Origin of the sequence: Azohydromonas aeria (genome assembly GCF_009760915.1) — a bacterium.
Classification (GTDB): domain Bacteria; phylum Pseudomonadota; class Gammaproteobacteria; order Burkholderiales; family Burkholderiaceae_C; genus Azohydromonas; species Azohydromonas aeria.
Genome location: NZ_VIDQ01000101.1, coordinates 1 through 20,408, shown reverse-complemented (window position 1 = coordinate 20,408; position 20,408 = coordinate 1). Strand labels below are relative to the sequence as shown.

At 60.2% G+C, this 20,408-nt stretch carries 13 protein-coding genes; all 13 read left to right on the top strand.

Annotated features, from left to right (window positions below; genetic code table 11):
- The first annotated feature begins 142 nt into the window (after positions 1 to 142).
- The 13 genes from FJ694_RS32560 (at position 143) to FJ694_RS32505 (ending at position 20,298) form a co-directional block, all read left to right on the top strand.
- Complete coding sequence (locus tag FJ694_RS32560) at positions 143 to 1,189, top strand: GGDEF domain-containing protein (protein ID WP_157271690.1); 1,047 nt, start codon at positions 143 to 145, stop codon at positions 1,187 to 1,189.
- 182 nt (positions 1,190 to 1,371) lie between these two features.
- Positions 1,372 to 2,457 (top strand): DNA methyltransferase, encoded by a 1,086-nt coding sequence (locus tag FJ694_RS32555; protein WP_157271689.1) that lies wholly within the window; start codon positions 1,372 to 1,374, stop codon positions 2,455 to 2,457.
- A 14-nt stretch (positions 2,458 to 2,471) separates the two neighbouring features.
- A complete protein-coding gene (locus tag FJ694_RS32550) occupies positions 2,472 to 3,779 on the top strand; it encodes a DUF262 domain-containing protein (RefSeq protein ID WP_157271688.1) in 1,308 nt (435 codons plus the stop codon).
- A 13-nt stretch (positions 3,780 to 3,792) separates the two neighbouring features.
- Complete coding sequence (locus FJ694_RS32545) at positions 3,793 to 4,890, top strand: MAE_28990/MAE_18760 family HEPN-like nuclease (protein ID WP_157271687.1); 1,098 nt, start codon at positions 3,793 to 3,795, stop codon at positions 4,888 to 4,890.
- A gap of 307 nt (positions 4,891 to 5,197) precedes the next feature.
- Positions 5,198 to 5,935, top strand: coding sequence for a DUF7673 family protein (locus tag FJ694_RS32540; RefSeq protein WP_157271686.1), 738 nt, complete (start codon positions 5,198 to 5,200; stop codon positions 5,933 to 5,935).
- Positions 5,936 to 6,074: 139 nt separating this feature from the next.
- Entirely contained in the window at positions 6,075 to 6,824 is a 750-nt protein-coding gene (locus tag FJ694_RS32535) for a winged helix-turn-helix domain-containing protein (RefSeq protein ID WP_157271685.1), read from the top strand.
- A gap of 46 nt (positions 6,825 to 6,870) precedes the next feature.
- Positions 6,871 to 7,431, top strand: a complete 561-nt coding sequence (locus FJ694_RS32530) for a ProQ/FINO family protein (RefSeq protein WP_157271684.1) — start codon at positions 6,871 to 6,873, stop codon at positions 7,429 to 7,431.
- 346 nt (positions 7,432 to 7,777) lie between these two features.
- Positions 7,778 to 11,305: a helicase-related protein gene (locus FJ694_RS32525; RefSeq protein WP_157271683.1), complete on the top strand. Its 3,528-nt coding sequence runs from the start codon at positions 7,778 to 7,780 to the stop codon at positions 11,303 to 11,305.
- Complete coding sequence (locus FJ694_RS38120) at positions 11,302 to 11,703, top strand: DUF8743 domain-containing protein (RefSeq protein WP_510513693.1); 402 nt, start codon at positions 11,302 to 11,304, stop codon at positions 11,701 to 11,703. Before FJ694_RS32525 ends, FJ694_RS38120 begins: the two co-directional genes overlap by 4 nt.
- Positions 11,690 to 14,572: a DUF1156 domain-containing protein gene (locus tag FJ694_RS32520; protein ID WP_157271682.1), complete on the top strand. Its 2,883-nt coding sequence runs from the start codon at positions 11,690 to 11,692 to the stop codon at positions 14,570 to 14,572. Before FJ694_RS38120 ends, FJ694_RS32520 begins: the two co-directional genes overlap by 14 nt.
- Positions 14,573 to 14,594: 22 nt before the next feature.
- Positions 14,595 to 16,310 (top strand): GmrSD restriction endonuclease domain-containing protein, encoded by a 1,716-nt coding sequence (locus tag FJ694_RS32515; RefSeq protein WP_157271681.1) that lies wholly within the window; start codon positions 14,595 to 14,597, stop codon positions 16,308 to 16,310.
- Complete coding sequence (locus FJ694_RS32510; RefSeq protein ID WP_157271680.1) at positions 16,307 to 19,138, top strand: ATP-binding protein; 2,832 nt, start codon at positions 16,307 to 16,309, stop codon at positions 19,136 to 19,138. Before FJ694_RS32515 ends, FJ694_RS32510 begins: the two co-directional genes overlap by 4 nt.
- Positions 19,135 to 20,298: a hypothetical protein gene (locus FJ694_RS32505; RefSeq protein WP_157271679.1), complete on the top strand. Its 1,164-nt coding sequence runs from the start codon at positions 19,135 to 19,137 to the stop codon at positions 20,296 to 20,298. The genes FJ694_RS32510 and FJ694_RS32505 overlap by 4 nt, the downstream gene beginning before the upstream one ends.
- Positions 20,299 to 20,408: the final 110 nt, after the last annotated feature.

Below are 20,408 nucleotides of genomic sequence, written 5' to 3'. Positions count from 1 at the left end.
CCAGCCGCCGCCGCCTGACGACTTGCCTGCCTGCTTCCATCCTTGTCGCTCCTCATGCGTTACCGATGAGGGCATTGTTCGGATGGCAAGGCCGCGGTGAAGGACGCCGCAGGGCGACCGCTTACGCACGGCTGCGCGCTGGATGATCGGCGCCATGGTGACGCAGGCGCTGGCCTGGGCCGCGCTGCTGGCAGCGCGCGCCGTCCATGACCGGCTGCTGTCCACGCTGTGGATTGCGCTGCTTGGCTTGAGCCTGGCATCGATCTGGCATGCCGTGAATGCCTGGATCGGACGCCGCCCCGGGCGCGCCGTCATGCACGCCGCCTTGCTGCTCACGCCCGTGGGTTATGGCCTGGGCTTCGACAGCTACCCATGGCGTGTCGGCTGGTCGAATGCCGGGTTGGCCGTGATGCTGGGCGCCATCGTGCTGGCCTGTGCGTGGCCGGCGCAGGGCAAAGGGCGGCGCTGGCGCGGCGTGGTCCTGACCGGCGCCGCGGTGCTGATGGCGGTGACGCTGGGCCGCGGCATCCTGGGCGCCTTTTTCACGCGTCTGTACCCCGAGTTGCGCACGCCGCACCCGCTCAACGTCGCCGCTGCGATCCTGCAGCACGTGGCGCTGGCGCTCATCACGATGGCGCTCCTGGCAGCTTGGCACGAGGAGGCCACCGGGTCACTGCAGCACCTTGCCAGCACGGACGGCTTGACCGGGCTGCTCAACCGGCGCGGCTGCATGGAGCACGCCGCGCTGGCCGTCGCCATGGCCCGGCGTCACCGTGAGCCGCTGGCCGTGATCCTGCTGGACCTGGACCACTTCAAGCGCATCAACGACACGCTGGGCCACGAGGCGGGTGACAAGGTGCTGCAGCTCACGGCCGAGCAGCTGCGGCTGTGCCTGCGCCAGACCGACCTGAGCTGCCGCCACGGGGGCGAGGAATTCCTGCTGGTGCTGCGGCACTGCGAGCAGGCGCAGGCCGTGGAAATAGATGCCAGGCTGCGCACACTGCTGCAGCGTGCCAGCCAGGCGCAACTGGGCATCCCGGTGACCTTCAGCAGCGGGCTGGCGCTGCTGCAGGACACGGACGCGGACCTGGAAGCGCTGCTGCGCCGTGCCGACGCGGCGCTCTATGCCGCCAAGCAGGCTGGCCGCAACCGATTGTGCGTCAACGGTGCAGCGAAAGCTGCTGTTTAGCCATGTGCGACAGCCCGCAGCTTGCGGCCAAGAGCAGCCCGTCACGAACTCACCTGAGTGGCGACTATAGGCTCATGATACGCTCTCATATTTACTGACAATCCTAGAGACTTCGCCCCGCTACTCAGGCCGCATTCCGCAGCACTTCTCGGACGGAGCCAGATGGGGCCGCCGAGTTCCGAATGAGTGCCGCACTGAACGCTGTCTGTCCTTACTTCACGATGTACCCGCTAGATTTCCCCCTGCGGGTGCTGAAGCAGTACGGCCACCGGGGTGACTGGGTTCTTGATCCATTTTGCGGCCGCGGGACAACTAATTTCGCGGCCCGTTTGCTTGAGATGCCCTCGGTGGGAGTGGACAGCAGTCCAGTCGCTGCCGCCCTAGCGCAGGCGAAGCTGGCCTTCGCAGAGCCCTGCGAAGTTGTGACCGCAGCACGTTCCATTCTGGCCGAAGCGGACGCGCCGTGCGCAGTCCCGGAGGGAGAATTTTGGCGACTGGCCTACCATGAGCGAACGCTAGTCCAGATCTGCCAGCTCCGCGAAGCTTTAATGGTTGAGTGCCGGTCACCAGCCCAAATTCTGCTGCGCGCAATCCTTCTCGGAGCGCTCCATGGCCCGCGTCCGAAGGGGCAGCCTTCGTATTTGTCAAATCAGTCGCCTCGTACCTTCGCGCCAAAGCCCAAGTACGCCGTGAAGTTCTGGAATGAACGCGACATGCGCCCTCCAGAGGTGGACCTCATTGCCATCATTCAAACGCGTGCCGAGCGATATCTATCAGTGCCGCCACCGCAGGTCGACGGTCAAGTCCGTCTGGCGGACAGTCGCGAACCGACGACTTTCCACGACCTTCCTCCAGCACGCTTGGTAGTGACCTCGCCGCCTTACTATGGCATGCGCACCTACTTGCCTGACCAGTGGCTTCGCCTCTGGTTTCTGGGCGGACCAGACTACGTGGAGTACCGCTATTCCACTCAGCAGCTCAAACACACGGGCGCGCAACACTTTGCCCATGAAATAGGCCGTGTGTGGACCAATGTCGCCGCCAGAACGACAGCAGATGCGCGCCTCGTTGTCCGCTTCGGTGGTATCCACGACCGCGATGCTGACCCAATGCAGGTACTGAAGATGTCGTTGATCGGGACCGGCTGGAAGATGGTCACTGCTCGAGCTGTGCCTGACGCAGACACGGGCCGCCGCCAAGTCCGACAGTTCCAAACCGCGCCGCGTAAGGGCATCACCGAATACGACGTCTATTGTCATCGCACATGACGAGAAAGCCAGCAATGACGAAAAGACAAAGAAAGCAACCGTCGAGCAGCGAGATTTCACCCACCGCGATAGGCGCGCTGCTTGCAGGTGAACAAGTGTCGTTTGACGACGACGTCGCTGCACCAAAAGCTTCCGATGAGGAATTGAACAGCCGCTATGCAAAGGGTGAGATTCGCATCGTCACCGAACAGGCGCGCTATCCGCTGGCTGGTATCCTTCAAATGTTGCGTGAGACGCTGCCCGACGAAACCGGCCGCGCGGAACTCCGTTACCAACTCGATCCCGAGTACCAGCGCCGGCACCGTTGGAGCGCAGAGCGCAAGTCACGGCTCATCGAGTCGTTTCTGCTTAATGTGCCGGTTCCACCAGTCTTTCTCTACGAACGCGATTTGGCGCGCTTCGAGGTGATGGACGGCCGTCAACGACTCACTGCGCTTAGCGACTTCTATGCCGACCGGTTTGCGCTGACCGGCCTGCAGTACTGGTCTGACCTCGACGGCCGTTGCTATTCACAACTGCCATCTAAGGTGCGCGACGGAATAGATCGACGCTACATTTCGTCGATTATCCTGCTCAAAGAGACTGCCGAAAATGAGGCACACGCAGCGATGCTCAAGAAGATGGTCTTCGAGCGCCTAAATTCGGGAGGAGTTAAGCTTGGCAGCCAGGAAACCCGGAACGCAGTCTACAACGGGCCGCTGAATAAATTGTGTTTGCAACTTTCAGAACTTGCGTCGTTTCGGCGCATGTGGGGCATCCCGCTTGAGCCCGCTACTGAGGAGCGCAATAGCGACGAGGAAGTCGATGATGCCCTCGACGAAGCAACTGCCTCAGGCATGCGCATGTTCGAGAAGATGGAAGACGTGGAACTTGTGCTTCGTTTCTTTGCCTACCGGCAGATTGGGGAATTCAAAGCCGGCCTAAACAAGATCTCTGAGTTTCTTGACCGATTCATCGTCCGCGGCAATCGGTTTGCGCCTTCATTGCTTGCTGACTACCGGACAATGTTCGAGTCAACTATCGGGTTTTTATGGGATGCGTTGGGTAACGACGCATTTACGCTCCTCGATCTGGGTAGACGGCGAGCGACCAAAATTGTTTACGACCCGCTTATGTACGTGGCCAACAGCCCGGACGTTGTACCGCACCGGACAAAGCTTATTGCACACAAGGACGTTCTGCGGGCCGAGTTGCAGACCATGTACCAAGCGAATGCAGAACTTTTCTCAGGTCGAAGGACAAATTTTGTCGACACCCAGCAGCGCAACCGCTGCATGAGCGTCGCGTTCGCTGCAGCGATCGCGAAGACCCCGTCGGCCTAATTGCGGACACGGCGTGCGATCTACTCTGGACGAGCTCAAGCAGGAGCTGAACGAACTGAAGGCATTTGTGGCGTCAATCACGCCGGTGAATGCAGCGTTAACGGGACATGGTGAGACGGTAGTACGTCAATTCGTATCTATCCGGCGACGTTTCGACAACGCAGCTTTCGCTGTAGCGCTCTACGCTTCGTTCGAAAAATTCATTGAGACGCTCGCCGCCTCCTTCGCAACTCTCGAAGCGCGTCGACTGCCTTATGCCGCACTCCCGCAGAAGCTCGTCAACAAACACTTGCAGCGCAGCGCCGACTTGCTGTCGCGCGGTCGTTTGGGTCAGGGGCGACACGCCGGGCTTAATGCGGTGGACATGGTTGAAAACCTGTTTCGCTGCCTCAAAGGCATGGACCCGTATGCACTCAACGAGGCCGCAGTGGTCTGGCATGACACCAACCTGCGCGCTAGCGAGGTCGACACAATATTCGCGGACGTCGGCATCGAACAGGTTTGCGCGTGTGCACGCCGTGGCGACGCTCTTACTGAATGGTACGTAGAAACACAAGGTCTAGCGGCTTCGCCGCGGGATGGCGTAGCACGTACAGTGATCGACGAACGTTTGAACGCTCTCGTTGAGCGCCGCAACCAGATTGCGCACCGGGGCGGCAACCCTGTAGACCTGCTGGGCATCGATGATATGAACGAGACCATTGGCTTCATCGATGCGCTCTCGACTGCGATCTTCTCGACCGTCGTTGGTCGTTATCTCGATGCCCGATATAAAGAACCTGCTTTGTCGGCTCAGCTTACACAACAAAACGGTGTCGGACCCTATCGGAACGGGACAATTGTTGTAGTAGAAACCTCTGCGGTTCCGCTCTTCGTTGGACAACCAGTATTCGTGACTAGCAGCTCCTGGGGCGCCCGTTGGGGTCGCATCCAAGGATTGCAGTTGGATGGTGCTGACGTAGACCGTATCGCAGCGGCAGCTCCCGCGCCGCAAGGCATTGGTGTGGCTCTTGATTTCCAGTGCCCTCGAGGTGCGTCGCTAACCGTCCTTCTTGAGGAAGACGACCTCGTGTGGAACTCCAATGTCGGAGTGCCGGCACCGGTACGCTGACGGCGGTGGGATGACTGTTCTTTGTGAGATTCCTGCCTCCACTCTCTTGGCACACAGATACGTTCTGCATCTCACTCACTACCGGGCAATTCTCAACTACAGAGCGGTTGGTAGGATTAATTTGCTGGCTGTCTGCTTTTAGCACGACGCGAACACAAGAGCAGTTTTCAGCGAAAGACTACTTTCAGCCTCAGGCAGCACATCATTCGGCTCTGCTCCAAGTCAGTGATGATTGGAATTGCCTTCCCAGCGTTGAAAGCCGGCCATGCGCCATCGCCGACGCCACTGAACCCCGAAGGCCCCCTCAATGCGAGCTGCCGATGACGCACTTCCCAACCCCACCGTCAAAGTCACGCTGGAGGTGCCTGAAGAGCATCTGCCGGCCTTCGAGCAGCTGGTGAGAGACTTCAATGCCGGCAGGGTGCGCGCTGCCGCGCCGGCGTTCGACTTCACCGCCCGGGACTATCGCGAAGCGGCGCAGGCGCTGGTGCACGACCCCGAGACCACCTACGCGCTGCGCAGCCGCATCCTCGACGACGACAAGCGCGACCCGACCGCGGCGCTGACCGATGCCGAAGCCCTGCACTCATTGCAGGCCCGGCGCTTTGCCGAGTCCGGGCCGCTCGGGGCGCTGAACGGCGGCGATGCCGCCATGGAGCAAGCAGGCATCGACGCGCTCAAGCGCCTATTCCAGATCGCGCAGGGCCAGTCGAGCCAAGGCAGCTGGATTGCGCGCTTCCTGCTGAGCCTCTACAACGGGCAACGCTTCCCCTTCGACCTCACATCCCTGCGCTGCCTGGACGCCGACGTGTTCGAGGACTGCATGCGGTTGCTGCGCATGGACGCCCGCTGCCGGACCCAGGAAGTGCACACCTACTTTTCCAACGGTGGCGTGCAGTTCGAGGCACTGGCCAGGAACTGGCACATGCTCGACGTCAGCCGGCTCAAGGTTGCGGCCAAGGGGCTCGCGGAGCGGATCGACCCATCAGGGCCGTTCGCCAAGGAGGCGGTCGAGCTCGTGCAGCTGCTCAAGAACAATCGCTGAGGCGCAAGGCCCATGATTTTCGACAGCCGCCCCAGCGAAGCACGCTGCCGAGCCCGCGCATGAGCGCCTGCGCTGAACGGGCCACGGCCAGGGCTATGCTTTTGGGTTGCCTACTGCGCCCGAGAGTGCCCTTGCCTTCATGCCCCGACTGCTGCTGATCGACGCCAATGCGCGCCTTGGTGCCATGGTGGCCGGCTACCTGCGCAACGCCGGCTTCCGCGTCGATCTCGCCACCACTCTTGCCGAGGGCCGGCGCCGGCTGCTTATGGAAACCTTCGACGCGCTGGTGCTCGACCCCATGCTGCCCGACGGCGACGGCCTGAACCTCACATGCGAGCTGCGCAGGGACAGCCAAATGCGGCACCTGCCGCTGCTGCTGCTCGCCACGCGCGGCGAGCCGCTGGAGCGCATCGTCAGCTTGGACCTCGGCACCGGCGACTACCTGGTCAAGCCCTTCGAGCCGCGCGAACTGCTGGCGCGCATCAAGGCGCTGCTGCTGCGCGCCCAGCCCGTCGCGCCCGCGGAAGAGACGCTGCGCTTCGGCAGGCTGGAGATCGACCTGGGCGCGCACAAGGCCCGGCTCGATGGCCAGGAAGTCGAGCTCACCCCCCACCAGTTCGACCTGCTGCGCGTCCTGGCGCAGCATGCCGGGCGCGTCATGACCCGTGACCAGATCACGGACACCCTCAAGGGCCACGCGCCGGAAGCCTTCGACCGCTCCATCGACGTGCACGTCTCGCGCATCCGCGCCCTCATCGAGGAAGACTCGCGCAATCCCCGCCGCGTGATCACCGTGCGTGGCGTGGGCTACCTCTTCGCGCGGCACCCAGACGACGACAAGCGCGAGGCCGAGGCCGAGGGCCAGGACGCCGGCAAACTAGCGACGTGAACCAGATGCGGCACCGAGCGCGCGCCTGAAGATTTGAACAACGCCCATGGCCTCCGAACCCATCATCCATCGCAAGCGCCGAGTCGTGATCGTCGCCGACGTGCCGCCGACTACCCCTGCGGCGGCCGGCGCTGAACCGAAGGCCGACAGGCCGGTGCTCAAGCTCAAGTCCCGGTCCGAAGCCGGCTCCACCCCCGCCAGCGCCGACCAACCGCCCGCGGCTGCACCCGCAACGCTGGCCACGCCCGCGCAGGAGCCCCTGAGCGCCGCTGAACGCCGCCGGCGCCTGGCGCTCAAGGCCGCCGCAGCCTTGAGCGTGCTGGTCGAGCACTACCCGGCCCTATTCACCAGTGCGCGGCCCATGGCCATCGGCGTCGGCAAGGTGCTTGATGCCGAGCGCAAAGCCGGCCGCCTGCCGTTGGGCATCATCCCGCTCAAAGCTGGCCTTTCCGCATGGGCCGCCTCAGATGCCTACGTCGAAGCTCTCGCTGGCGGCGGCCCGCGCTTCAACCTGGCGGGCGAAATCGAAGGCGAGGTCACGCCGGAGCAGGTGGCTCACGCTCTCAAGAAGCTGCACAAGCGCCAGGCGGCGGCACGGCAGGGATAGGGCTGAAGCGCAGTGACGCAGCGTGGACTGCTTGGCACTTGCACGGCCGAACCCAAGGCTCGTGCATCCAGCGCGTTTCAGCCTAGAAATTTCCGCTGCACAGGCTCACGTGGCGAGCCACCCGAGGGGTAGGCTGTAGCCTGAAGTCAGCTGCACGGGGTTGGACAGCAACCATTCAGAATTTCTGGAAGACAGCGGTTCAGACCATCATCGCCGTGATCTGCGTCACGGAAACCTGCATTGGGCGTTTGTCAGCGGTTGGTACAGCAAAAGACCTCCGGCAGCGGTCAATGAGCGCTGTAAGCCTCCTTCAGAATACAGGGGGCGCAAGGGGAGGCGTCGGTTCGTGAAGCTCGAAGAGATCAAGAAGAACGCTGCGATCCAGGGAATCGTTCCTGGCCAAGTCGTTCGCATCGTTGCTACCGAGCAAGCGGGCAACGACGCACTGACCGTCTACTTCAAGACGGCGGAGGGCCAAGTCCTGGAGCGGATGTTGTTCCGCTCGAACGAGGCAGAGCTTTCCTTGGCCGATGCTGGACGTCCCTGGGCATTCAATGCAGCGGGTGAGGCGTTCAAGCTTGCCGTCGAGGCCTACCGGATCAACCTGGCACACCTGTTCGATCCGATGATGGCGGTGCACACGTCCAACGTGGAGCCGCTGCCACATCAGATCACTGCCGTTTACGAGTCGATGCTGCCGCGCCAGCCCCTGCGCTACGTGCTGGCAGACGATCCAGGCGCAGGCAAGACCATCATGGCCGGGCTGTTCATCCGGGAACTGCTCATGCGGGCTGACGCCCGCCGAGTGCTGATCGTCGCTCCCGGCAGCCTGGTGGAACAGTGGCAGGACGAGATGGCCGAGAAGTTCGGCCTGGAGTTCACGCTGTTCAGCCGGGAGATGGTCGAGCAGTCCCGCGGCAATCCATTCGAGGATGCAGACCTCATGGTCGCCCGCGTGGACCAGATTTCGCGCAGCGAGGAACTGCAGGAGAAGTTGCGGCTGGCGCACTGGGACCTGGTTGTCGTAGACGAGGCCCACAAGCTCTCGGCCAACTACTTCGGCAGCAAGGTCAACAAGACCAAGCGCTTCCAGCTCGGCGAACTGCTGGGCTCCGTCACCAGGCACTTCCTGTTGATGACGGCCACCCCGCACAACGGCAAGGAAGAGGACTTCCAACTCTTCATGTCGCTGCTGGACTCGGATCGCTTCTACGGCAAGTTCCGGGACGGCGCGCACAAGGTGGACGTGAGCGACTTGATGCGCCGCATGGTCAAGGAAGACCTGCTGAAGTTCGACGGCACGCCGCTGTTTCCCGAACGCCGTGCGACCACGACGAACTACAAGCTCTCCGACTTGGAAGCGGCGCTGTACGAGTCGGTCACAGCGTACGTGAAGGAGGAGATGAACCGCGCTGAGCAGCTGCAGGACGGTGCTCGCAAGGGCACCGTGGGCTTCGCGCTGACTTCGCTGCAACGCCGCTTGGCGTCCAGCCCCGAGGCCATCTACCAGTCGCTCAAGCGACGCCGGATCAAGCTTACCCGCCGCGTTGAAGAAGAAAAGCTGCGCAGCCGCGGGCAGCTGTTGGCCGAGACGTTGGGCGTTAACGGCAAGCAGGGCGCGCCAGAAGACGTATGGGAGTCAGCGGAAGCACTGGCACTCGAAGAGTACGAAAACTTCGAAGAAGCCGTGGTGGACCAGGCCACGGCAGCGCAAACGATCCAGGAGCTCGAAGCAGAAATCTTCAGCCTGCAGGCCCTTGAGGAACAGGCGCGCCAGGTCGTGCACTCTGGGCAAGACTGCAAGTGGAACGAGCTGTCGCAGCTGCTGCAGGACACGCCCGAAATGCGCGATGCCGATGGACGGCAACGCAAGCTCATCATCTTCACCGAGCACCGCGACACGCTGAACTACTTGGCCGTGAAGATCCGCGGCCTCATCGGCACTGAGGAATCAGTGGTGATGATCCACGGCGGCGTCAGGCGCGAGGATCGGCGCAAGGTCCAGGAGGCTTTCCGCAACGATCCTACGGTCCGGGTGCTGCTGGCTACGGATGCGGCGGGCGAAGGCGTAAACCTTCAGAACGCCAACCTGATGGTCAACTACGACCTGCCGTGGAACCCAAACCGCCTGGAGCAGCGCTTTGGCCGTATTCACCGTATCGGTCAGACGGAGGTATGCCACCTGTGGAACATGGTGGCGGCCGAGACGCGGGAAGGCGACGTCTTCCAGCGGCTGTTCGACAAGCTGGAAGTCGAACGCAAGGCACTCGGTGGGCGAGTGTTCGACATCCTGGGCGAGGTCTTCGAGGACCGCAGCCTCAAGGACCTTCTGATTGATGCGATCCGGTACGGCGACGATCCCGAAGTCAAGGAACGACTGCATCGCAAGGTGGAAGGTGCACTGGACACGTCGCACTTGAAGGCCATCATCAAGCGCAACGCCCTGTGCGAAGAGGTGATGGACGCGGAACGGCTGTTCGCCGTCAAGGAAGAGATGGAGAAGGCGGAAGCCCGGAAGCTTCAGCCGTACTTCATCCGTGCCTTCTTCACGCAGGCATTCCAGGCACTGGGCGGAGATCTGCGGGCACGGGAAACCGGCCGGTTTGAGATTGCCAATGTCCCGGCCGAGATTCGCGAGCGCGATCGCCAGATCAGCGGCCGCGACCGGCGCCATCTGGACCCGGTACTGCGCCGCTATGAGCGCGTGTGCTTCGAGAAGCGCTACGTTCGCCTGGCGGGCCGGGCGAACGCGCCGATGGCGTCGCTTCTGCATCCTGCCCATCCGCTGATGCAGGCGTTGACGGACATGATGCTGGAGCAGCACCGCGGCAAGCTGAAGCAAGGCACCGTGCTGGTGGACCCAGCCGATATGGGGCTCACCCCCCGCGTACTCTTCATCGTGGATCACGCTGTTCGCGAAGGGGAAGATCAGGCTCGCGTTGCCTCCCGTCGCATGCAGTTTGTTGAGATTGATCCTGCTGGGCAGGCAGTCAATGCCGGGTGGGCACCCCATCTGGACTTGCAGCCAATTGAGCCGCCTGATCTAGACCTCGTGGGGGATGTACTTGCCGCTCCTTGGATCGCCAAGGATCTGGAGCAGGTCGCCTTGGCGCACGCATCGGCCCATCTCGTGCCCGAGCACTACGAAGAAGTCAGGCGTCGGCGAGAGACCCAGGTAGACAAAACGCTCGCGGCCGTACATGAACGCTTGGTCAAGGAGATCAGCTACTGGTCCGACCGCTATGTGAAGCTGCAGGAGGACCGTGCCGCTGGCAAGGACGTGCGCCTGAATCTGGACAACGTGCAACGCACCATCGATGACCTGACAGCTCGCCGTGTATCCCGGGAAAAGGAACTCATGTCGATGCGGCATGTGACTTCCGCTACGCCTGTCGTCGTCGGCGGAGCCCTTGTCATCCCAGCAGGCTTGCTCATGCAGCGCCGCGGCGAGCCGGGCTGGACAGCCGATGCCTTAGCACGGGCCAGGGTCGAGCGCATCGCCATGGATGCCGTCATGGCGGCCGAGCGAGCAATGGGCCATGAGGTTATAGACGTTTCGGCGGAAAAATGTGGATGGGACATAACCAGCATTCCGCCCTCGCAGAATCAAAGGCTGTCCGATGCCCGCCACATCGAGGTTAAGGGGCGAACTAAGGGTAGCAGCACCGTGACTGTGACTAAAAATGAGGTGCTGTACGCCCTGAACCAGCAGGATAAGTTTTTGCTTGCCATCGTGCTGGTAAACGGCGAAACCGCCGAGGTGCCGTGCTACGTGCGCCGACCTTTCACGCAAGAGCCCGACTGGGCTGTCACCAGCATTAACTTTGACCTTGACCAACTATTAGCCCGTGCTGAGTCGCCGCAGAAAATATGATGAAAGAAAATTGTGAAAAAACTCGGACTCCGGCAGACACATTAATCGTGTCTGCTCGTGTCGAGAGCTTTCGCGATGTGTTTCTGGGGGAGCGTGCATGGTATCCGATTCGAATCAATGACCGTAGAAAGAATGAGTTAAAGTGGATTTGCATTTATCAGAATAGTCCTATTCGAGCAATAACGCATTATGCGAGGATCGTGAGTATTTTAAATCACGCTGAGACTGGGCGCTACAAAATCTCGGTTGACACCATCGTTGAATTAAAAGAACCTATCACAATAGGTTTGGAGAACGGGCTCTCGATGCAAGGCCAAAAGTACACAAGCTTTGATCGATTAATGCAAGCCAAAACAATCGCGGATCTCAAACCTTGGAATTTAGATGCACAACGTTAAATCCCCAAAGAAACTCATTGAAGTTTCCATCCCACTGGACACTATTAACGCTGCGTCAGCACGCGAGAAGTCTATTCGCCATGGTCACCCTAGCACATTGCATCTGTGGTGGGCGCGCCGGCCGTTGGCCGCAGCGCGGGCAGTAATTTTTTCTCAAATGGTGAACGACCCGGGCGGAGAGCGCGGCTATTTTTCGGGCATGACCAAAGCAAGGGCTGCGGCTAAGCGCGAAGAGTTGTTCAAGATCATGGAAGACTTGGTGCAGTGGGAAAACACCACCAACGAAGCAGTGATAGAGCGTGCTCGCGCTGCAATCATCGAAAGCTGGGTAGAAACCTGCCGACTGAATAAGGGACACCCGCAGGCGGCCGAATTGTTTAACCCCAATAAGCTGCCTGCCTTTCATGATCCTTTTGCGGGTGGTGGTGCGCTGCCACTGGAGGCCCAACGCCTTGGTTTGGAAGCGTGGGCAAGCGACCTGAACCCGGTGGCCGTAACGATTAATAAGGCGATGATTGAGATCCCACCGAAGTTTGCTGGTCAAGCACCGGTAGGACCACGGCTGGAAGGCGACAAACAAGGCCGATTCAGTGAAGATTGGACCGGCGCTCGTGGCCTAGCTGAGGACGTTCGTCGGTATGGAGCCTGGATGCGAGTAGAGGCCGAGAAACGCATCGGACATCTCTATCCTCAGATTGAGGTGACGGTTTCAATGGTTGCTGAACGGCCTGACCTTAAATCTTACTTAGGCGAAAAATTGACGGTGATTGCTTGGCTGTGGGCGCGTACGGTCAAGAGCCCAAATCCGGCTTTTTCCAACGTCAATGTGCCTCTGGCGTCAACTTTTGTGCTATCCAGCAAAGAGGGAAAACAAGCCTATGTGCGGCCGGTGGCGAAGGATGGGGACTATCGATTTATCGTGCAGATAGGTGAACCAAACGAAGCAGCGAAAAACGGAACCAAACTATCGCGCGGGGCTAATTTCCAGTGTGTAATGTCGGACACGCCGATCGAACCGAAACACATTTACGCTGAAGCGAACGCTGGACGCATGGGCGCTCGGCTGATGGCCATTGTGGCAGAAGGCAAACGTGGGCGAGTCTATTTGTCGCCGACCGATGAACATGAACAAGTTGCTACTAGCGCACAGCCGGAGTGGAGTCCGACGGTCGAGATGCCGCAGAACCCTCGCTGGTTTTCACCGCCACTCTACGGCTTGAAAACCTATGGCGATCTGTTCAGCCCTCGCCAACTCGTTGCACTAACTACGTTCTCCAACATTGTTCAGGAAGCGATTGTACGCTGCCATCAAGATGCATTAGCAGCTGGAATGGTCGATGACGGGTTGGGATTGGACGTAGGGGGATGTGGAGCAAAGGCGTATGCGGAGGCAGTAGGTGTTTATCTGGCATGCGCTATCAGCAAAGTTGCAAATATTGGATCGTCAATTGCATCATGGATGAATGACCGCGGAGCATTTCGAGAAACTTTTGCAAGACAAGCGATTCCAATGGTGTGGGACTTTGCCGAGTCCAACCCATTTGCTGATGCAGGGGGCAGCTTAGACTCAGCAATTGACAAGGGGGCCATGTCAGTCCGAGACCTGCCAAAATCAAGTAGTGCTGGAGTTGTCTGTCAAGTTGACGCTCAACGTCAAGATCTGAGCGTATTAAAGGTTGTTTCTACAGACCCCCCTTATTATGACAATATTGGCTATGCCGATTTGTCCGACTTCTTCTACGTTTGGTTGCGTTTAAATCTCAAGGCAATCTATCCAAGTCTGTACGCCACCTTGGCTGTACCGAAAACTGAGGAATTGGTCGCTACGCCGTATCGCCATGGCAGTAAAGAGAAGGCAGAAATCTTCTTTCTTAAAGGCATGACTCAGGCTATGCACAACCTAGCGGAGAAGGCGCATCCGGCTTTCCCCGTAACAATTTACTATGCTTTTAAGCAAAGTGAGACAAAAGGCGATTCAGGTACGTCTAGCACAGGTTGGGAAACCTTCCTACAAGCCGTGCTTGACGCTGGATTTGCAATCACAGGGACGTGGCCAGTGCGTACCGAAGGTGCAGGCCGCATGGTGGCTTCTGGTACCAATGCTTTAGCCTCCAGTATTGTGTTGGTCTGCCGCCAGCGTGCTCACGACGCTCCCACCATTGGGCGCCGTGCCTTTATTCGCGAATTGAATGCAGCATTGCCAGACGCGCTGGATGAAATGACCCGTGGCGGAGTCAACTCGCCCGTAGCGCCGGTAGATCTTAGCCAAGCCATTATCGGTCCCGGCATGGCTATCTTCAGTCAATACAGCGCGGTGCTGGAAGCCGACGGCGGCAAGATGAGTGTGAAGACCGCGCTGCAGCTGATTAACCGCTTTCTGGCCGAAGATGATTTTGACCACGATACTCAGTTTTGTTTAGCTTGGTTTGAGCAACGAGGCTGGGCCACCGGTAAGTACGGGGAGGCCGACGTGCTGGCGCGCGCCAAGGGCACCAGCGTGGGCGGTCTGGCCGAGGCCGGTGTGCTGGAAAGCAGCGGCGGCACCCTGCGCCTTTTGCGCTGGGCTGAATTGAATGCCGACTGGTCTCCTGAAGCCGATGCCCGGACACCGGTGTGGGAAGCCCTGCATCAGCTGATCTGCGCGCTCAATCGCGACGGTGAATCCACCGCTGGTGCACTGCTAGCCCGCATGCCTGCTCGCGCCGAACCTATCCGCGCTTTGGCTTACCGGCTCTATACCCTGTGCGAGCGCCAGAACTGGGCTGAGGACGCGAGGGCTTACAACGAGCTGGTAGCAGCGTGGACAAGCATCGAAGCCGCCGCAGCTGAATCTGGACCGGTCGGCCAGCAGACGCAGTTGGACATGTGAAAAACATTAACAGGGAGCTTGTGTGCAAAACCGGAAGCTGTCGATCCGCAAGATCGTTTCCTACCTCAACGACGAAGAATCTGAAGGCGGTGGCTTTTGGCTGCCCAACATCCAGCGGCCGTTCGTTTGGAGCCCGGAGCAAATTACGCGCTTGTTCGACTCAATCATGCGGGAGTACCCGATCAGTACCTTGCTGGTGTGGAAGACCAAGGAGCCGGTAAAGCACCGTCGCTTCATAGACAACTACCACCGCAGCATCAAGCTGACCGACTTCTATGTGCCTGAGAACAAACGGGCCAAGATGATGGTGCTGGACGGCCAGCAGCGCTTGCAAAGCCTATTTATCGGCCTTAAAGGCAGCTATGAAGGCAAAGAACTGTACTTTGATGTGACCAGCGGCCAGCAGGTGGCGCCCGAGGACATCCGCTATCGGTTTGCATTTCGAGACGCTGCCGGTGCCATGTGGCCTTGGGTTCGGTTCAAAGACATCGTATTTCAGAACAACAAGCTAGACCTTCAAATTGCGCAGGCACTGGTGTCCGATGCGAAGGTGACGCTCGCAGAAACCGAATGGACAGCCGCGCAGTTGAACGTTGCGCGCGCTAGGCAGGAGTTCGTCAATGGCGACAACATCACATTCCAAGAACTTGACAGCATCGACAATCCGGATGCCTATAAGGTAGATGACATTGTCGAGATCTTCATCCGCGCAAATTCCGGTGGCACCAAGCTAGGTAAGTCAGATTTGTTGTTCTCTTTGCTGACTTCTAGCTGGGATGAAGCCGACGCGCAGATGGAAGAACTGCTAGCCAAGCTCAATGCCACGGGCTTCGATTACGACCGCGATTTCGTGCTTAAGAGTTGCCTGACGATGCTCGATAAAGGCGCTCGCTATGAAGTAGGCAAGTTTCGCGATGGGAAGACAAAAGAGGAAATCGTGGCCCAGTGGCCTGCGCTGTCCAAGGCAATCCTGGCCGTGCACGATTTGCTGGTGACGCACACCTACATCCGATCTGATCGGGCTATGCCGTCGTACTTGGCGCTAATCCCACTGATTTACTACCGCTATCACTACCCGGAAGCGTTTAATAAGAACATCCAACTGCCGGACTATCTGTTGCGAGTGCTGGTGACAGGAGTTTTTAGCGGCAATCCGGACTCACTGATTGATAAGATTGTGCGCAACGTCCAAGAGCAAAAAGACTTCGTACTACCTGAAGTGTTTGGTGTAGTGCGCGAGGCAGGGCGTAGCCTTGACATAACTCCGCATGTGATCCTAGATCAGCACTACGGCTCGCGAGAAATACACCTTTTCTTCAACCTTTGGTACCGAAGCTTTAACTACCGGCCTGCGTACTTGGGCAATACACCTTCCGTGGACCACATTTTCCCGCAGAGCCTGCTACGCAGCGTAAAGGTAATAAATCCCGAGACTGGCAAGCGCAACATCCTCAAGTACCCTCAACTGGTGCGCGACCAATTGGCCAATTGTATGCTGCTGACGGCTGATGAGAACGGCGCGGGAGGGAAAAGCGATACACCGCCCAAGGAGTGGCTTGCGCGCAAGCGCTTTGTATCTGATGCCGCGCATCAGCAGTACCTGAACTTGCATCTAATTCCCAGCGACCCTGCGTTATGGGAACTGGATCGCTTCGAGGACTTCATCAAAGCGCGCAAGGCGCTGATTGAGGAGAAGTTCGGCTACATGCTGCAAAAGGCCGAGGAGATTACGGCATGACGTTGAAACCCTGGCGCGAAATAGCCGTCCCCCATGAAGACGTGTTGGGGGGCACATTCCAGCAAGCCGAGTTCGCCGCTGACCTGTCCCGGGTACATGTTGGGACGGCCACGGCCGAGTACCAAAACCCGGCGCTCTTTTTCCAGCGCACCTTCATCACGGAGGGCATGCGGTTGCTTCTGAACTCGGTGGTCAAGCGTTTAGCCGGCCGCGGCGGCGACCCGGTCATCCAACTGCAGACGGCTTTCGGCGGCGGCAAGACGCACACCATGCTGGCGGTGTACCACCTGGCCAGCGGCAAGGCTCCTGCCAGCGACATGCCCGGCGTGTCCGCCATCCTTGACACTGCTGGTGTGGCCGAACTGCCCCATGCTCGCATCGCAGTGCTGGACGGCATTAAATCGTCTCCTAATCAACCGGTTTCTCATGGAGCGGTGACGGTCAGCACGCTATGGGGCGACCTAGCTTGGCAATTGGGCGGGGTCGAAGGCTATGCGTTGGTCGCCGACGCCGATGCGTCGGGCACCTCACCGGGCAAGGCAGTGCTGGAGACGCTGCTGAGCCGATACGCGCCGTGCGTAATCCTGATCGATGAGCTGGTGGCCTACATCCGGCAGTTTGAAGAAGGTAAGGCACTCACGGGCGGCACCTTTGATTCCAACTTGACCTTCATCCAGGCGCTGACCGAAGCCCTAAAGGCAGTGCCGACGGCCGTGCTGCTGGCTTCGCTGCCGGAGTCAGACAAAGAAGCCGGCAGTCAGCGGGGCGTGCGGGCATTGGCGTCCCTGGCGCACTACTTCGGCCGCATCCAAGCCCTATGGAAGCCCGTGGCAACCGAGGAAGCTTTCGAGATTGTCCGGCGCCGGCTGTTCAGCCAGATCAATGACCGCTTGGCCGCTGAGTCGGTTTGCCGTGCCTTCGCCGACTACTACGTGACTCACAAGGACGACCTGCCTCGCGAGACACAGGAAGGCCGCTACTTTGACCGGCTGCTGCATGCCTACCCGATTCATCCGGAGGTGTTCGACCGCCTCTATGAGGACTGGTCTTCGCTAGATAACTTCCAGCGCACTCGCGGCGTGCTCAAGCTGATGGCCAAGGTCATCCACCGCCTCTGGAAGGATGACAACAAGGACCCGCTGATCATGCCGGGCAGCTTGCCGGTGTACGACGCGGACACCCGGAACGACATCATCTACTACCTGCCCCAAGGCTGGGACCCGGTCCTTGAACGCGACATCGACGGTGAGCGTGCAGAGACAACCGGCATCGAGAACACGGACACGCGTCTAGGGGCCGTGCAGGCCTGCCGGCGCACCGCACGTGCCATTTTCCTGGGTAGCGCACCGAGCACCGCCAACCAGATGGTGCGCGGTCTGGAACTCGAACGGGTTGTCCTGGGCGTGGCAATCCCGGGCCAGCAACCGGGTGTCTACAAGGACGCCCTGCGCCGCCTGGGCGATCGCCTGCATTACCTCAACAGCGGCAACAACCGATTCTGGTTCGACACCCGGCCCAACCTGCGCCGTGAGATGGAGGACCGCAAGCGCCGGTTCCAGGACAAGGAAGATGTCTTTCCCGCCATCCAGGAGCGCGTGCGCAAGAGCTTAGCCACCGGCATTTTCGGCGGCATCCATGTCTTCACCAGCAGTGGCGACGTTCCCGACGACTGGTCGCTTCGCTTGGTCGTGCTGCCACCCGATACTGGTTACAGCCGCAGCGGCACCAACCTGGCCATTGATCGTGCCAACCAGATCCTGAAGAACCGCGGTGACGCGCCACGTCAGAAGCAGAACCGCCTGATCTTCATGGCGGCCGACTACGACAACGTGGCCCGCCTGCGCGATCAGGTGCGTTCGATGCTGGCCTGGCAGTCCATTGTCAATGACATCAGCGAAGGCAAGCTGAACCTGGACATGCTCCAAGCCAAGCAGGCCCAGAAGGGTCTGGGCGATGCCAACGATGCCTTGCGCCGCATGGTGCGCGAGACGTACAAATGGCTTCTGGCGCCCGTCCAAGAGGCTCGGCCCGGCAAAGGCCTCAGCGAAGTCCAGTGGGAGCCCTTTCCGCTCAACCCGGGTGCACCCAACGCATCCCAGGACATCGAGCGCGTGATGAAGGAAAACGAGCTGCTCATTACCGAGTGGGCGCCCGTGCACCTGGCCTCGATGCTGCGGACGTGGTTTTGGAAAAGCGAGAGCGACGTGAGCGCGCTCGACGTTTGGCACAAGACCTGTCAGTACCTCTACCTGCCGCGCCTCAAGGACGACGTTGTCCTTCAGCTCACGATCAGCGCCGGCGTCGAATCCCGCGACTTCTTCGGCTTGGCCCAGGCGAAAGAAGAAGGGCGATATGTCGGCTTCGTCTTTGGCAAGCGGACCACTGTCGTTCTGGACCAGAGCCTGTTGCTGATTGAGCCTGGTGCTGCTGCTGCCTACATCAAGAAGCTCGAAGACGAGACGCCGCCGCCTCCGCCACCTCCGCCCAATCCCGGGCCGAATCCTGGCCCCGGCCCTGGTCCCGGTCCTGGTCCTGGTCCTGGTCCTGGTCCCGGACCGGACCCGGAGCCCCCGCCGCCGCAAAAGAAGACGTCACGCCGTTTCTACGCCAGCATTGATCTCGACCCGTTCACCGCCAAAAGGCAGTTCTCGGACTTGGTGGACGAAGTGGTCCTGCAGTTCACGGCCAAGCCCGGTGTGAAGATGCGGATCTCCATCGACATCGAGGCCGAAACACCCGCCAGCTTTGACGATGGACTCCAGCGCGCGGTGAAGGAGAACTGCAACGTGCTCAAGTTCAAGAGTGCGGAGTTCGAGCCCGAGGAATGAGCCAAGTAGAGAACGGAGGCCAAGTGTCGGCGTCTGTTGCCCTATCCGCGCATCAGCAGGTGCTGGACGCATGCCAGAAGGTCGTGCGCGCCGGCATCTGGCTGCTGCGCAATGGATATGGGCGCCTTGGTCTATTGCCCTACATGGCGCCTTCCGGTTGCCACTGGCGCATCGAGTTCCAGCCGTTAGGGCGACCCAGCCAGAGCTTCTACCGCTACAGCAGCGGTTGCGAGGCGCGGTACCTAGAGCAGCATTGCGGCGGCACGGTCCGCCGTGACGTCAGCCCAGCCGGGCTGGCACAAGCCATCCTTGTGAGCGTGCCGGACCATGTGCAGCAGCGATGCAAGGGTCCGCTGGCACCGGCAACCGCTGTCTGGCTTGAGGAGTTGGAAAGCGTCCTGGCCGCGGGCTGGCTGCCCTCGGCGTTCGAAGAAATGAGCACCAGCTTCGCCAGGTGGGATCTGACCAGCCCAGATGCAAGCCGCGCAGGTCACGACATGGCTCCCCAGCCTGGGTATGTGCCGCCCGGCTACGAACCCCGGATAGTTGCGCCAACCGAAGGCGTCCGGCCGATCTCGAAATCAGCATCAACGAATGCCATGCAGCGGCGAGGCACGCGGCTGCTGGCTATGGTTCACGAACTGCACAAGGTGGGCTATCAGCAGTTGCGCATCTGCGCCGGGCGATCGGTTGACTGTGAAACATGGCTCTGCCACCTTCTGCCAGCGCAGGACGTGCGCGACGACGGTTGGATGCCGCGTACGCTGCAGCGATCGCTGCTCTACACGTCGGCGAACGGCGCTGCTTATTTCGGCTGGACCGATGCGGCGAACGACGATGCTCGGACCTTGGCCGCCAAGTTCTTGGATCGCTGTCCGGACCTGGCAGCAGCAAGCGCTGGCACGGACTGGGCCTACGCCGGCTGGCTGACCACGGTACTCGGTGAAGCAGAGCACGGCCGCCTGCCCGAGTTTTATGGTGGCCTTGACTTCGATCTACCCCATGCTGCGACGCCAACGCCCCCGCCATGGGCAAATCCTGAAGAGTGGCAGCCACCACCGGAAGAAATCGGTGAGTTCGTTCCACATCACGCCTTGCATGTTGGAATGCTGCCGCCACCGCGGGCGTCCTGGGACGATCTATTCTTACTGTGTCAATAATTTGATCTATATTTGTCCTATCCAGTCGCGCAGGAGGCTCGGGTATGGACATGGGAGCACGGTTTGACGGGTACATGGCCCATCTAGCTGCAGGGCTGGGCCATGCCGAC

Coding starts and splice junctions, on each gene's coding strand:
- FJ694_RS32510 (WP_157271680.1), top strand. CDS start 16,307: ATGACGTTGAAACCCTGGCGCGAAATAGCCGTCCCCCATGAAGACGTG.
- FJ694_RS32505 (WP_157271679.1), top strand. CDS start 19,135: ATGAGCCAAGTAGAGAACGGAGGCCAAGTGTCGGCGTCTGTTGCCCTA.
- FJ694_RS32520 (WP_157271682.1), top strand. CDS start 11,690: ATGCACAACGTTAAATCCCCAAAGAAACTCATTGAAGTTTCCATCCCA.
- FJ694_RS32535 (WP_157271685.1), top strand. CDS start 6,075: ATGCCCCGACTGCTGCTGATCGACGCCAATGCGCGCCTTGGTGCCATG.
- FJ694_RS32550 (WP_157271688.1), top strand. CDS start 2,472: ATGACGAAAAGACAAAGAAAGCAACCGTCGAGCAGCGAGATTTCACCC.
- FJ694_RS38120 (WP_510513693.1), top strand. CDS start 11,302: ATGATGAAAGAAAATTGTGAAAAAACTCGGACTCCGGCAGACACATTA.
- FJ694_RS32540 (WP_157271686.1), top strand. CDS start 5,198: ATGCGAGCTGCCGATGACGCACTTCCCAACCCCACCGTCAAAGTCACG.
- FJ694_RS32555 (WP_157271689.1), top strand. CDS start 1,372: ATGAGTGCCGCACTGAACGCTGTCTGTCCTTACTTCACGATGTACCCG.
- FJ694_RS32560 (WP_157271690.1), top strand. CDS start 143: ATGATCGGCGCCATGGTGACGCAGGCGCTGGCCTGGGCCGCGCTGCTG.
- FJ694_RS32530 (WP_157271684.1), top strand. CDS start 6,871: ATGGCCTCCGAACCCATCATCCATCGCAAGCGCCGAGTCGTGATCGTC.